This window comes from Priestia sp. FW507-14D1A, from assembly GCF_058781295.1.
In genome coordinates this window covers 330,636-344,207 of record NZ_JBYSWQ010000001.1, presented here as the reverse complement: position 1 = coordinate 344,207, position 13,572 = coordinate 330,636, and the positions used below count along the sequence as shown (strand labels likewise).

The 13,572-nt window shown below is 40.6% G+C and carries 11 protein-coding genes and 2 riboswitches; of the genes, 10 read left to right on the top strand and 1 reads right to left on the bottom strand.

Annotation, left to right across the window (positions count from 1 at the left end):
* Positions 1-119 precede the first annotated feature (119 nt).
* The gene (locus tag AC3WJG_RS02070; RefSeq protein ID WP_337134291.1) at positions 120-1,226 is read right to left on the bottom strand and encodes a GntR family transcriptional regulator; all 1,107 of its coding nucleotides are present in this window, start codon (positions 1,224-1,226) and stop codon (positions 120-122) included.
* A gap of 338 nt (positions 1,227-1,564) precedes the next feature.
* On the opposite strand from AC3WJG_RS02070, the gene AC3WJG_RS02065 reads away from it, so the two are divergent.
* The 10 genes from AC3WJG_RS02065 to AC3WJG_RS02020 all read left to right on the top strand — a co-directional run bounded on the left by AC3WJG_RS02065 (position 1,565) and on the right by AC3WJG_RS02020 (position 13,488).
* Positions 1,565-3,196 (top strand): xylulokinase, encoded by a 1,632-nt coding sequence (locus tag AC3WJG_RS02065; protein WP_337134290.1) that lies wholly within the window; start codon positions 1,565-1,567, stop codon positions 3,194-3,196.
* On the top strand, positions 3,190-3,888 hold the full coding sequence (locus tag AC3WJG_RS02060; RefSeq protein ID WP_337134289.1) for an L-ribulose-5-phosphate 4-epimerase: 699 nt from the start codon (positions 3,190-3,192) through the stop codon (positions 3,886-3,888). Before AC3WJG_RS02065 ends, AC3WJG_RS02060 begins: the two co-directional genes overlap by 7 nt.
* A 29-nt stretch (positions 3,889-3,917) precedes the next feature.
* Entirely contained in the window at positions 3,918-5,342 is a 1,425-nt protein-coding gene (gene araA / locus AC3WJG_RS02055) for an L-arabinose isomerase (protein WP_337134288.1), read from the top strand.
* Positions 5,343-5,487: 145 nt separating this feature from the next.
* Positions 5,488-6,867: a sugar porter family MFS transporter gene (locus tag AC3WJG_RS02050; protein ID WP_337134287.1), complete on the top strand. Its 1,380-nt coding sequence runs from the start codon at positions 5,488-5,490 to the stop codon at positions 6,865-6,867.
* 258 nt (positions 6,868-7,125) lie between these two features.
* On the top strand, positions 7,126-8,001 hold the full coding sequence (locus AC3WJG_RS02045) for a metallophosphoesterase family protein (RefSeq protein ID WP_337134309.1): 876 nt from the start codon (positions 7,126-7,128) through the stop codon (positions 7,999-8,001).
* Positions 8,002-8,530: 529 nt separating this feature from the next.
* Complete coding sequence (locus AC3WJG_RS02040; RefSeq protein WP_013058233.1) at positions 8,531-8,782, top strand: hypothetical protein; 252 nt, start codon at positions 8,531-8,533, stop codon at positions 8,780-8,782.
* Between the two features lie 80 nt (positions 8,783-8,862).
* A riboswitch (SAM riboswitch) is annotated at positions 8,863-8,973 on the top strand.
* A gap of 79 nt (positions 8,974-9,052) precedes the next feature.
* Positions 9,053-9,241, top strand: a riboswitch (cobalamin riboswitch).
* A 149-nt stretch (positions 9,242-9,390) separates the two neighbouring features.
* Positions 9,391-11,685: a 5-methyltetrahydropteroyltriglutamate--homocysteine S-methyltransferase gene (gene metE, locus AC3WJG_RS02035; RefSeq protein WP_492587927.1), complete on the top strand. Its 2,295-nt coding sequence runs from the start codon at positions 9,391-9,393 to the stop codon at positions 11,683-11,685.
* Between the two features lie 142 nt (positions 11,686-11,827).
* Complete coding sequence (locus tag AC3WJG_RS02030) at positions 11,828-12,445, top strand: acetate uptake transporter (RefSeq protein WP_013058231.1); 618 nt, start codon at positions 11,828-11,830, stop codon at positions 12,443-12,445.
* A gap of 144 nt (positions 12,446-12,589) precedes the next feature.
* Complete coding sequence (locus AC3WJG_RS02025) at positions 12,590-13,090, top strand: GNAT family N-acetyltransferase (protein ID WP_337134284.1); 501 nt, start codon at positions 12,590-12,592, stop codon at positions 13,088-13,090.
* Between the two features lie 176 nt (positions 13,091-13,266).
* Positions 13,267-13,488, top strand: a complete 222-nt coding sequence (locus AC3WJG_RS02020; protein ID WP_272801203.1) for a hypothetical protein — start codon at positions 13,267-13,269, stop codon at positions 13,486-13,488.
* Positions 13,489-13,572: the final 84 nt, after the last annotated feature.

Here is a 13,572-nt window from a genome sequence, read left to right as displayed (position 1 = left end):
TAAAAGCGACCTTTGACAAGCAGAGGTCGCTTTTTGATAGGCTATTTACTTTTTCTCGCCAACCGTCACTTTTTTCGTAAACAATAAAAAGTTTTATAGACCTCTAAGGAAGCCTTCTTTTAACGAACTTCGTCGCGCTTCGCATTTAACTCTTTAATCGTTTCACCTTCAACTAACACAGGCTGATAGTAGGTTTCGTTTGGCAACTCTTTTTTGCCCTGCAGCTTTTTAATAATCCAATCCGCCGCGTCGTGTCCCATTTGTTCCTGCGGGTGGGTTAACGTTGTTAAATTAATCGTTGCATTTTTAGCGATGTACGAATTATCTTGACCAATAATTGACAACTTGTCCGGAATGGAAATGCCGAGCTGTCTGCATACATTTACGACTTCTAATCCCACTTCATCGTTATAGCAGACAAGAGCGGTCATTTCGTCTTGATTTTCAGCAAGAAACGTCTTCAAATTAGCGTACAAATCAAGCTTTGTTTCCGTGTTAAAAGACAAAATATGCTCAGGCTGAAAGCGGAGTTTTGCATCACCGAGCGCTTTTATGTAGCCTTTCATTCGGTGCTTCCCTTGCAGGTCATCCATTTTTGCGATGAGTCCAATTTGCGTATGTCCTTTTGAAATTAATTCATTTGTAGCAAGGTAGCTTGACTGAACGTCGTCTAGACAAAAAAACGGAACGTCCAATTCTTCGTAGTAGGCGTTAATCATTGTAAACGGAACGTCTTGTTCTTTGAATGATAAATAATACGAGATGTTTGGATTGTACAAATTGCTTTTTGTAGGCTCAACAATTAGACCGTCTACTCCGTAGGAAAGCATCATTTCCAACGCTTTTTTTTCTTGTTCTACATCGTTATTCGTGCTCGCCAGCAGCAGCGAATAATTATCTTTATTTAATCTGCTTTCAATTCCGCGAATAATAGAAGGGAAAATATAGTCGGAAATATACGTGGTAATTACACCGATTGTTTTGTTGGCAGAAGTCCCGCTAGATTTGGATTGATACTGATTGCTTACATAGGTGCCAGATCCTTTTTCGCTTCTTAAAAATCCTTCATTTGACAGCTCTAAAATGGCTTTTCGAACCGTATGTCTGCTGACACCATACGTTTCTTGCATGACCGATTCAGTCGGGATTTGTTCGCCCATGCTGTAATCGCCTGAAAGAATTTTGCTTTTTATATCCTCAATAATCACCTGATATTTTGGCTTCATGTTTTCACTTCTTTCGTAGTTGTATACATTCAACTTTTTTTATGCGTAAAATTTGTATGGACATATTTTATCATGAACATGAATAAATGAAAAGATTTCCTTGGTTTTTAATCGAAAGGGAAATGATTTAAGGATTGGATACCGACTTTTTAAAAGTTTAAGAAGGGAAGAGTAGGGTGTTTTGAGTATTTGTGTGCATATATAATTTTTATATTGACAAATGTACGTACAAATAAATATACTTAGGTTGTTAACAAATTCAAACAGCGTTACATAAAACGGAAAGCGCTTCCTTACTGCTATAGGTATATTTATAGCTATCAGAAAGGAGAATAAACGTGAAAACAACTCAAGAAAGCATCAAACAAGCAATTGCTAAAGGGAAAACGTCCCTTGGAATTGAACTTGGATCTACTCGTATTAAAGCGGTGCTGATTAATGAAAACTTTGAAACGATCGCATCGGGCAGTTATGAATGGGAAAATCTCTTAGAAGACGGTTTTTGGACGTACAACTTACTCGATATTATTACAGGTCTGCAAAGTGCTTACCGTGAAATGAAGCAAGAAGTGGAACGAAGCTACGGAATCACCATTCGAACAGTTGGCTCCATCGGCGTTTCAGCTATGATGCACGGATATATGGCGTTTGATAAAACGGGTGAGCTGCTTGTTCCGTTTCGAACGTGGCGTAATGCAACAACAAGCGCAGCAGCAAAAGAATTAACTGAACATTTCCAATTTAATATCCCTGAACGATGGAGCATTGCGCATCTCTATCAGGCAATCATCAATCAAGAAAAACATCTGCCGCGCATTGATTACATGACAACGCTAGCCGGCTATATTCACTGGCTGCTGACGGGCAGTAAGGCGCTTGGCATTGGAGACGCTTCGGGGATGTTTCCAATTGATGAACGCACGCAAAATTACAGTGAAGATATGATGAAGCAGTTTGATGAGCTTATTTCTTACAAAGGATATCTGTGGCAACTATCAGATATTCTGCCTACAGTTTATACTTCAGGTGAGCAAGCAGGTACGTTAACAGCCATTGGGGCTAGTATTTTAGATCAGTCTAAAAATTTGCAGCCAGGCATTCCATTTTGTCCTCCAGAAGGAGATGCGGGAACGGGAATGGTGGCGACAAACAGCGTAAGAAAACGCACGGGAAATGTTTCAGTAGGAACGTCCGTTTTTGCAATGATTGTACTAGATAAAAAGCTTTCAAACGTTTATCCGGAAATTGATTTGGTTACTACGCCAAACGGCAGTCCAGTTGGAATGGTTCATGCGAATAACTGCTCAAGCGACTTAAACGCCTGGCTCGGATTGTTTCGCGAATTTTTGGAGGCGATGGGGCAAAAAGTAGAGTCGGATAAATTATTCGAAGTGATGTTAAATAAAGCGTTAGAAGCTGATCCTGATGGAGGGGGCTTGCTTAGCTACGGCTATTTCTCAGGTGAAAATATTACCGGAGTAGAAAGTGGCCGTCCGCTATTTGTCCGTTCAGCAAAAAGCAATTTTAATCTAGCAAACTTTATGCGTACACATCTTTTTACAGCTTTTGGCGCTTTAAAAATAGGAATGGATCTTTTAGTCAAAGAAGAAAACGTAAAGATTCACAGTATTTTAGCGCACGGAGGATTATTTAAAACGCCGGTAGTTGGTCAAAAAATGATGGCAGCGGCAATTAATACCCCGGTTTCCGTCATGGCCACAGCTGGAGAAGGAGGAGCGTGGGGAATGGCTATTCTTTCTTCTTATATGCTCAATAAAAGTGAGAATGAAAGTTTAGAAGATTTCTTGGATAATAGAGTCTTTAAAGAAGTGACCGCACAAGAAATTTATCCTGACGAACTGGACGTAAAAGGGTTTGAAGCATTTATTAAAAGATATAAAAAAGGGCTAGTGATTGAAAAAGCAGCTGCAGAGCACCACAGCGAAGAACGGGAGGAGTTAGTGTGCTAGATAAATTAAAAGAAGAAGTATTTCAAGCAAACGTCGATTTGCCAAAACACGGACTGGTCAAGTATACGTGGGGAAATGTAAGTGCCATTGATCGAGACAGCGGTTTGTTTGTAATTAAACCAAGCGGCGTTACGTATGAAAAAATGACGGCTAAAGACATGGTAGTCGTTGATCTAGATGGTCACGTGGTAGAAGGTGAGCTTAATCCGTCATCTGATACGCTGACGCATGCCGTACTCTATAAACATTACCCCCAAATTGGCGGTATTGCCCATACGCATTCAACGTGGGCTACCATTTGGGCTCAAGCAGGACTTGATGTGCAGGCAATGGGAACGACTCATGCCGATACCTTTTATGGTTCCGTACCGTGCGCACGCTTTTTGACCGAAAAAGAAGTGAATGACGGATATGAAGTGGAAACGGGCAAGGTGATTATCGAAACATTTGAAGAGCGCGGCTTAGATGTGTTAGCGGTTCCTGGTATTTTACTTCAAGGGCACGGGCCGTTTACGTGGGGAAAAGATGCCAAATCGGCGGTAATGAACAGCGTCGTATTAGACGAAGTATCCAAAATGAACTTCTTTACACAAAAATTAAACGGGCTGGCTGAAGAGCTGCCGCAGCGTATATTAGACAAACATTATTTACGAAAACACGGACAAAACGCGTATTACGGGCAAGGACAATAAAAGACTTACATACAGAAAAGGGGATTATCATGTTAAAAACAGCTCAAAAAGAATTTTGGTTTATTGTTGGTTCACAGCATCTTTACGGAAAAGAAGCGCTAGCAGAAGTAAAAGCACACGCGCAAACAATGACTGATGCTTTAAATGAAAGCGGTGTCTTGCCTTATCCGATTGTTCTGCAAGATTTAGCAGTGAGTGCTGATACAATTACAAAGGTGATGAAAGAAGTGAATTACCGAGATGAAGTTGCCGGCGTAATCACGTGGATGCATACGTTCTCGCCTGCAAAAATGTGGATTCGCGGCACCAAGCTACTGCAAAAACCGCTGCTTCATTTGGCAACACAATTTAACGAAAGCATTCCTTGGGAAACGATTGATATGGACTTTATGAACTTGAATCAGTCCGCTCACGGTGATCGTGAATACGGTTTTATCAACGCGCGTTTGAACAAGCAAAATAAAATCGTAGTAGGCTACTGGGAGCGCCCCGAAGTACAGCAGCAAATTGCACAGTGGATGGACGTAGCCGCTGCTTACAACGAAAGCTTCAACATTAAAGTTGCGCGTTTTGGTGACAATATGCGCAACGTCGGCGTAACGGAAGGAGACAAAATTGAAGCGCAAATTCAATTTGGCTGGACGGTTGACTACTTTGGAATCGGCGACCTTGTTCAATATGTAAATGCCGTTACGGAAGAAGAAATCAATGATTTATTTGCTGAATATGCAGACGCGTATGAATTTGTCTACGGTGATTATTCTGCAGAAGACTGGGAATCTAGCGTAAAAGTACAGGCAAGCTATGAAATTGCGATTAAACGTTTTCTAGATGAAGGCGGCTACAGCGCTTTTACGACTAACTTTGAAGATCTATACGGCATGAAGCAGCTTCCTGGTCTAGCGGTACAACGCTTGATGGCACAGGGATACGGCTTTGCTGGTGAAGGAGACTGGAAAACAGCGGCGCTTGACCGTTTGCTTAAAGTAATGAGTCATAATCAGTCAACGGGCTTTATGGAAGACTACACGTATGAATTGGCTCCCGGACGTGAGTCAGTGCTTCAATCACACATGCTTGAAGTAGACCCGACGCTAGCGGTAAACAAACCAAAACTAATCGTTTCTCCGCTAGGTATCGGTAACCGCGAAGACCCGGCCCGCTTAGTGTTTGATGGTAAACAAGGAGAAGGCGTAGTCGTTTCCATGGCTGACTTCGGCACGCATTACAAGCTGTTAATTAACGAAGTATCGGCATTTGAGCCGGAAGTTCCAGCTCCAAATCTTCCGGTAGCGCGCGTGCTTTGGAACATTAAGCCGAACTTCCAAGACGGCCTTAAAGCGTGGATTGAAAACGGAGGAGGCCATCATACGGTTTTTTCACTAAATTTAACGACGGATCAAATCGTCAGCTATGCAAAGCTTGTGGATCTAGAGTACGTCATTATTAAGTAAGCATTCACATTTCCGAGGGAGCGCTGCTTCCTTGGAAGTGAAAATATAGCGTTAGTAAAAGAACGCCGTTTTTAGAAATAAATGAAAGCGTTTTAAATTTGTGTGATAGGAAGCAAAACTAAGACAATACAAAGGGGATATAATCATGAGTAAAGTATCAAGTAAGTTTATCTTCTTCTTCGGCTCATTTGCCGGTATTTTATTCGGTTATGATATTGGGATTATTGCTGGTGCAGAAGGTCATATCCGTGAAGCGTTTCATTTGAGTCCGCTCTGGCTGGGAATTGTAGTTTCGTCGCTAATGGGCGGAGCCATTATCGGTTCCATTTTAAGCGGATTATTAGGCGATAAGTTTGGGCGAAGAAAATTAATTTTAATTTCGTCTATCATCTTTCTTTTAGGCTCCATAGGTTCCGCGATTGCACCGGAGGAAATTACGTTAACGATTGCGCGCATTTTTTTAGGTACAGCAGTAGGAACGGCTTCTTCGTTAGTTCCTGCCTATATGTCAGAAATCGCACCTGCTCATATTCGCGGAAAGCTTTCAGGTTTAAATCAGCTAATGATTGTAATTGGATTATTATTAAGCTATATCGTAGCCTTTATTTTTGAGCCGGTTCCAAACAGCTGGCGATTAATGCTTGGCAGCGCCGGTATTTTTGCAATTGTCTTATGCATCGGTATGATCAAGCTTCCAGAGTCGCCTCGCTACTTAATTAAAAATGGAATGCCAGATAAAGCGCGTGAAGTGCTGCGTACGCTTCGCCGCTCAACAGCTGAAGTGGAAGCAGAAGTGTCTGAAATTGAAAGCGTAGCTGTGCATGAGAAATCAGGCATTAAACAGCTGTTTCATAAAAAGTTTCGTCTAGCTTTAATTATCGGTGTCGGAATGGCAACTTTTCAGCAGGTTCAAGGCTCAAACTCAATTGTTTATTATGCAACAAGCATTGCTCGTCAAGTTGGTTTAGCCCCGCAGGTAGCTGCTGGCTTTACGGTTATTGTTGGGGTAATCTTCGTGGTGACAACACTTATCTTCCTGCAGTTTGTTGATAAATTCAACCGCCGTACCATTCTTACGATTGGCGGGGCGGGTATGGCTCTTTCATTTTTTACACCGGCTATTCTAGGAGCGTTAGGGGTTAATGAAGTTGTTGTTAACTGGGTTACGTTAATTGCTCTTTGCTGCTTTATCCTTTGCTATGCGTTTTCTTGGGCGCCGCTTACGTGGATCATTGTAGGAGAAATTTTCCCGCTTTCTGTACGCGGAATCGGTGCTGGGATTTCATCTGCTTTTAACTGGACGGGATCGCTGGCAGTAGGGCTTGTGTTCCCAATTTTAGCTGATCAGTTTAGTTTGGGCGTTATCTTTTCAACGTTCGGGATCATTTGTATTCTCGGATTATTCTTCATACGTTTTGTAGTTGTTGAAACAAAAGGACGCAGCCTAGAGCAAATTGAAACGGACATGGCAGCTCGGTCTGCAAGCAAGTCTTTAAGTCCGGTTGAGCGTAATAAGTACGTTTGATTATAGTGAACGCTCAACTTGTAAGAACCCTTTGCTATCCCAGCAAGGGGTTCTTTTTTAGATTAGTAGGATTCTAGCTTTTATGTGGTCCTATCAGTGCTTTACAAAATAAAAGGATAGATAGGCTATGGAAACTAATTTAAATGTGCGTTCTGCTTACAAGAAGGTAGTGACCTTCATCAACAATTTCTCATATAAATAAGTAAGCTTGTTTACTTTTAACTAAATTTATTTATTAATAGGGGGATTAACTAGTTGATGAATTTGACGCTTCATGAACGTTCTGAAAAGTTATTAAAGCAAAGAATTAAACAATTAAACCCGAGAGATCCATTTAACTTTGTTTTTATGGGCGACAGCAGAGGTGACGGACCAAACGATAATTGTTACACGATGAGCGGTGAATTTGAGCTTGTGTTAAAAAAGGCGGTAGAATTGAACCCGCTGTTTATTATTCATGGGGGAGACACCGTCTATACAGGGAAAAAAGAGTATTTGGAGCATTTTGTTAAAGTTGTTGAAAAAATCGCACCAAACATTCCTATGTTTGTATGCGTAGGGAATCATGATGAATTAAACCTTGAGGAAAGCAACCTAGAAAACTTCAGAGCTACTATCGGAAAAGTACACTGGGTCATCGATATTCCTGTCTTCAACTTCCGATGCATCGCACTAAATAATATTATCAGTCCCAAGAATAAAATATATGGATTTACAGATAGAGAGCTGAATTATTTAGAGCAGCAGCTGGAGGATGCTCCTCGTAATACCGTTTTAGCTATGCATGCCCAGCCAAATATTGGCCGGTGGACAAACCTTGAAGGGTTTCCTGTAACGACTACTCAAAGTCAAGAATTTTTTGATTTAATTCAAGAACACCGCGTGAAAAAAGTGTTAGTCAGCCACGTGCATGCGTATGACGAGCAGTTTATTAGAAAAAACAGAAACGGGTCGTTTACGCTTGGAAGAGGCACTGATTTTGTATTGTCAGGAGGCGCCGGTGCTCCCCTTGATTTTGAGCCGCCTTTAATTTTAAACAATTATAATTTTACGGAGTTTTTTGTAAGCAGGTACGACATTTTAGGACCTCTTCTTTGGAAGGATTTTGGACGACCTCGAAGAAATTGTTTGTAAAAACAAGAAAGTAGAAAGCTAGGTTCAAAAAAAGAGGCTGGAACAAAAGGGTTTTAGACGAAGTGAAACGAATCATCGATCAAGATGTGTGATTAGTGGTTCGTTTTTTGGTTAGGGTAAACGTAGGTTTCATGTGTATAGGTCTTTCTAGCAGGTGATTGGAGGACAAGACGAAGACTCCCGCAAAAATCGAAATCTCGTACGGAAATCAACTGCGGTGTCACAAGGGATTCAGCTCATGTATCCCATTTGCCTTTAGATTGAATTCATTTCGTTATGTCTCAACCTCTTTTGGAAAAATGTGCATAACTCTTAACGAAACCTTGTAGCAGAAGGCTAAGTCAAACGTTATAATAGATAATGAATGATGATATATTCTCTATATTTGTCATATATTTGTATTACATATGTAATTAAAGAAAAACATTCACTTGATATACTGCTTAATGACTTAACTTTATCTTAAAATTTACAGTGAAATGCCTGCTTATAGAGGCTTAGAACATACACAGCAAATGGAGGAGCAATCATGGCAAACGAAAAGATGCAAGAAGGACTTGATCGTTTTATCAAGGAAGATTTAAATGACCTTTTAGGTAGACTGTTCCCCTTAATGGACCGGGAGTGTGCCGAAGAAAAAAGAAAGCTTATCGAAACAGCGGTAGAGTATATCTATTCGTCAGGATATCACCAGGGAGCAAAAGATTTAATTGAAACACATCGAAAAGATGATTACAAATTGTTAAGGCAAAAATTAGCGTCAGCACCTCCTAAAAACTGATTTTTTAAAAAAATTTTTTGACAACATAAATCTAAGGTGTTAAGATGACTCTACATTCAAAATATTATAAACAATTAAAACTCTTATTGAGAGAGGCGGAGGGACTGGCCCTGTGAAGCCCGGCAACCATTTAACATTCTTGTTGAAAAGGTGCTACATCCTGCAAAGCGTACAGCTTTGAAAAATAAGAGAGGATTTCATAGATACTATGCCTCTCTATTCGTGATAGAGAGGCTTTTTATTTTATGTGAATATGTTTTGAATGAACAATTTTATAAAAATGCATCAGGTGCTGTGTAACGAATGTACGCAGCTTAAAAGGGAAGACCGGTGAAAAGCCGGCGCGGTCCCGCCACTGTAATGGGGAGCAACTTATTAACCACTGTTTCATGTTGAAATGGGAAGGGATAGGAAGCGATGAACCTAAGTCAGGAGACCTGCCTGTTGTATGCACTTAAGCTCTACGGGATATAGAGAGGAGTGAGGAATACGTGTTGAGAAAAACAGGCTATCTCAACTTTAGTTAAGTATGCGTATCATCTCTCTTTTCATTTCGAAAAGAGAGATTTTTTAGTTTACCGATAAAAAATATACAGGGAGTGGAAAAAATGAGCAGTGTAAAAAGTTCAAACTTAGGTTATCCAAGAATTGGTGAAAAACGAGAATGGAAAAAAGCGCTTGAACAGTTTTGGGCAGGAAAACTAGAGAAAGATATCTTTTTGCAGGAAATTGAGTCTCTTCGTCTAGGGCATTTAAAAAAACAGCGTGACTCAGGAATTGAATTGATTCCAGTCGGCGATTTTAGCTTATACGATCACGTGTTAGATACAGCCGCTATGTTTGGTCTAGTGCCAAAGCGCTTTGATTATGACGGAGGACCGGTATCGCTTGAAACGTATTTTGACATCGCGCGAGGAACAAAAGGTGCGGTAGCCTCTACGATGACAAAATGGTTTAACACAAATTATCACTACATCGTACCAGAGCTTGAGGAATGTACGCCGTCTCTTGTAGAAAATCGCCCGCTTCAGTTTTACAAAGAAGCAAAACAGAAGCTGAATATTGAAGGCAAGCCCGTGATTTTAGGTCCAGTAACATTTGTAAAGCTGTCAAAAGGATATAAAAAAAATGAGTTTAAAGAAATAGTTGAACAATTTGTTCCTCTGTATGCGACTATTTTAGCTGAGCTTCAGGCAGAAGGAGTAGAGTGGGTACAGATAGATGAGCCGATTTTATCTACAACGCTATCAAAAGAAGACCTGGCACTTTACACAGAAGTCTATCAAACTTTGAAGGAAGCGGCACCGAATGTAAAAAACATTTTGCAAACGTATTTTGACAGCGTTGATCACTACAAAGAAGTTGTGTCTCTTCCTGTTGAAGGAATCGGTTTAGACTTTGTGCATGACCGAGGCGAAAATCTCACGGCTCTTAATAAATATGGTTTTCCGAGTGATAAAGTGCTGGCAGCAGGAGTGATTGACGGACGAAACATTTGGCGTGAAAATTTGGACGAACAGCTTTTAACAATCAGTGAAATTGAAGAAGCCGTATCAAAAGACCGTTTGATTCTGCAGCCTTCATCAAGTTTATTACATGTTCCTGTCACGGTGAAAAATGAAGAGACGATTGATCCAGTATTGAAAAATGCGCTCTCTTTTGCAGATGAAAAGCTAAAGGAAATCACGCTTTTAGCAAAAGCAGTGCAGCAAGGAAAAGAAGCAATAGAAGAAGAAATAAGCGTAAACAAACAGGCAATTCAAGCATTAAATGGATCATCTTTTCGAAATCATCAAGACGTGCAAAAAGAGCTGAAGCAGCTGCACAGTTATAAAGCAGAGCGACAAGCGCCGTTTGACGTACGTCAGCGCGTTCAGCAAGAAGCTTTTCAACTGCCGCTTCTTCCAACGACAACGATTGGAAGCTTTCCGCAAACAAAAGAAGTGCGAAAAGAGCGTCTAAAATGGCGTAAAGGCGAGTTAAGCGATGAAGCATATGAAGCGTACATTAACGAGGAAATAAAAAAATGGATTGAAATTCAAGAAAACATCGGCTTAGATGTCCTTGTGCACGGAGAGTTTGAGCGTACGGACATGGTCGAATACTTCGGTGAGAAATTAGGAGGCTTTCAGTTTACAAAGTTTGGCTGGGTGCAATCTTACGGTTCTCGCTGCGTGAAGCCGCCGCTTATTTACGGAGATGTATCGTACGAGCAGGCGATGACGATCAAAGAAACGGTCTACGCACAGTCTTTAACCAATAAGCCAGTTAAAGGAATGCTGACGGGTCCGATTACGATTTTAAACTGGTCGTTTGTGCGTGATGATATCCCGCGCTACGACGTGGCAAATCAAATTGCGCTTGCTCTTAGAAAAGAAGTAGAAGCACTTGAAAGTCAGGGCATTTCAATGATTCAAGTAGATGAACCGGCGCTGCGTGAAGGATTGCCGTTAAAACGAGAAAACTGGAACAGTTACTTGAACGCTGCGGTGTATGCGTTCAAGCTAGCGACGGTATCGGTGCAAAACGAGACGCAAATTCACACGCATATGTGCTATTCGGAATTCGAAGAAATTATTGATGCGATTAAAGCGCTGGATGCCGACGTGATTTCTATTGAAACATCTAAAAGCCACGGCGAATTAATTTATGCGTTTGAAAAACATACGTATAATCAAGGAATTGGACTTGGCGTATATGATATCCACAGCCCGCGTGTACCGAAGCTTGAAGAGCTTCAGCGAAACATTGACCGTGCTCTAAAGGTGCTTGATCCTGCATTATTTTGGATTAATCCCGACTGCGGCCTTAAAACAAGAGGAATCAGCGAGACGGTTGAAGCTTTAAAAGTGATGGTTGAGTCTGCAAAACAAACCAGAAAAAATTTATTACAAAACGTTTAATAATAAGAAAGTAAAGGACAAGCAGTGTAACCGCTACACTGCTTGGTCTTATGGGATTTTAAAAGGCCAAAAATATCCATTGACACTTCCCGTACATTTTTGTATCTTTTTAAAGGTGTTTTTAAAATCAGGGAGGTACAACATGAGTAACAACAGCACGCAGCACGTTAAAATTGTAACAGCGGATCCATCAGCGCTAGGTCTATTCGGACTTGCCATGGTAACACTTGTTGCATCGTTTCAAAAGCTTGGGGTAACCGATGGTGTTTCATTGGTATTGCCATGGGCGATTTTTTTAGGCGGAATAGGACAGTTAATCGCGTCTATGCAAGATTTCAAACATAATAATACCTTCGGCGCAACTGCTTTTGGTGCCTTCGGATTATTTTGGCTAGGTGTAGCTATGACATGGCTTATTCAGCTTGGAGCATTTGGGGAAGCGCTCGCAAAAGAAGCGGATCCGAAGCAGCTCGCATTTGCTTTTGTCGGCTACTTGATTTTCAGCGTTTTTATGACAGTTGGAGCAATGGGCACTCATAAAGTATTATTTATTATTTTTGTGTTAATTGATTTCTTATTCATTGGATTATCGCTAAGTACATTTGGTGTGGCATATGAATACACGCACTTACTAGCAGCAGTGTCAGAGCTATTAATTGCTCTGTTTTCTTTCTATGGATCTGCAGCGGCTGTATTAAATACTCACTACGGTCGAGTTGTGCTTCCGGTGGGCAAGCCGTTTGGTGCATTTATCAAATAATCAAGACGTTAATTAAAAAGCGAAGTAGGGTTGAATTCTGTGTGATGCAGAGGTCAATCCTTTTTTGTTTGGGCATTTTTATATATAGTAGAAAGAGATAGTTATATGTAATAGAAGCTTTTAGAGAAAAAAGAGAAATACATAATGAAAGGAAACGTTTCAATGATTATAAGACAAGTGGATGAAAAAGATTTAAACCAATTAATTACGTTAGAAAACAAAGGCTTTACACCTGAAGAAGCTGCCTCAAAAGATGCATTTATCACGCGGATCAACACCATTCCTGATACGTTTATCATCGCCCAAGAAAATGAAGAAATAATCGGATATGTGAACGGTCCCGTCATTTCAGCTCCGTTTATTACGGATGATTTGTTTGAAAAAACGATTTCGAACCCTGAGACAGGCGGTCATCAAAGCATTTTAGGGATTGTTGTAAATCCCAAGCATCATCACAAAGGAATTGCCAGTATGCTGCTAAGAGAGTTTGAAAAACAAGCGCGGAACAAACAGCGTTTAACGATTACTTTAACATGTAAAGAAGAATTGATTCCGTTTTACGAAAAAAACGGATATATCAATCAAGGCGTTGCCGAATCTCAGCATGCAGGCGTGCAGTGGTTTAATATGAGTAAGAAGCTTTAACAAACAACGAAATAGAAAAGCACAAGCTTCCTTTAAGGAGTTTGTGCTTTTTTATATTAATTTCTGTGTAGTTATTATAAATATGTAAAAGTAAAGGTGGTATTGACATGAATAAGTACGGCTTTTTTTATTGAGAGGGTGCACAGGTGTTTAATCTATTTCGTTGCTTCTAGCGGTTGATTGAAGGGCAAGGCGAAGACTCCTGCGGGAAAAGCGGCACAGGTGAGACCCCGCAGGAGCGAAAGCGACGAGGAGGCTCAGCGCCCGCTGAAAGCGAGACCTTGCACGGAAATCAACAGCGGTGTAACAAGCGATTTATACTCAATCATTTCTCTCATTTTTTCGTCTTTAGACTGGCTCACTCTCGTTATGTTTCAATCTCTTTTTTAGGTAGGTAAGAGACATTGACTTGTCAAACATATTTGACAGTAACAAGAAAAATAATATAAGATATGGATGTAAAAAGTTTTTTACATTTTAGA

Excerpts from the sequence above, each read along its gene's own strand:
- AC3WJG_RS02070 (WP_337134291.1), bottom strand. The coding sequence starts at position 1,226 with ATGAAGCCAAAATATCAGGTGATTATTGAGGATATAAAAAGCAAAATT.
- araA (WP_337134288.1), top strand. The coding sequence starts at position 3,918 with ATGTTAAAAACAGCTCAAAAAGAATTTTGGTTTATTGTTGGTTCACAG.
- AC3WJG_RS02050 (WP_337134287.1), top strand. The coding sequence starts at position 5,488 with ATGAGTAAAGTATCAAGTAAGTTTATCTTCTTCTTCGGCTCATTTGCC.
- AC3WJG_RS02045 (WP_337134309.1), top strand. The coding sequence starts at position 7,126 with ATGAATTTGACGCTTCATGAACGTTCTGAAAAGTTATTAAAGCAAAGA.
- AC3WJG_RS02040 (WP_013058233.1), top strand. The coding sequence starts at position 8,531 with ATGGCAAACGAAAAGATGCAAGAAGGACTTGATCGTTTTATCAAGGAA.
- metE (WP_492587927.1), top strand. The coding sequence starts at position 9,391 with ATGAGCAGTGTAAAAAGTTCAAACTTAGGTTATCCAAGAATTGGTGAA.
- AC3WJG_RS02030 (WP_013058231.1), top strand. The coding sequence starts at position 11,828 with ATGAGTAACAACAGCACGCAGCACGTTAAAATTGTAACAGCGGATCCA.
- AC3WJG_RS02025 (WP_337134284.1), top strand. The coding sequence starts at position 12,590 with ATGAAAGGAAACGTTTCAATGATTATAAGACAAGTGGATGAAAAAGAT.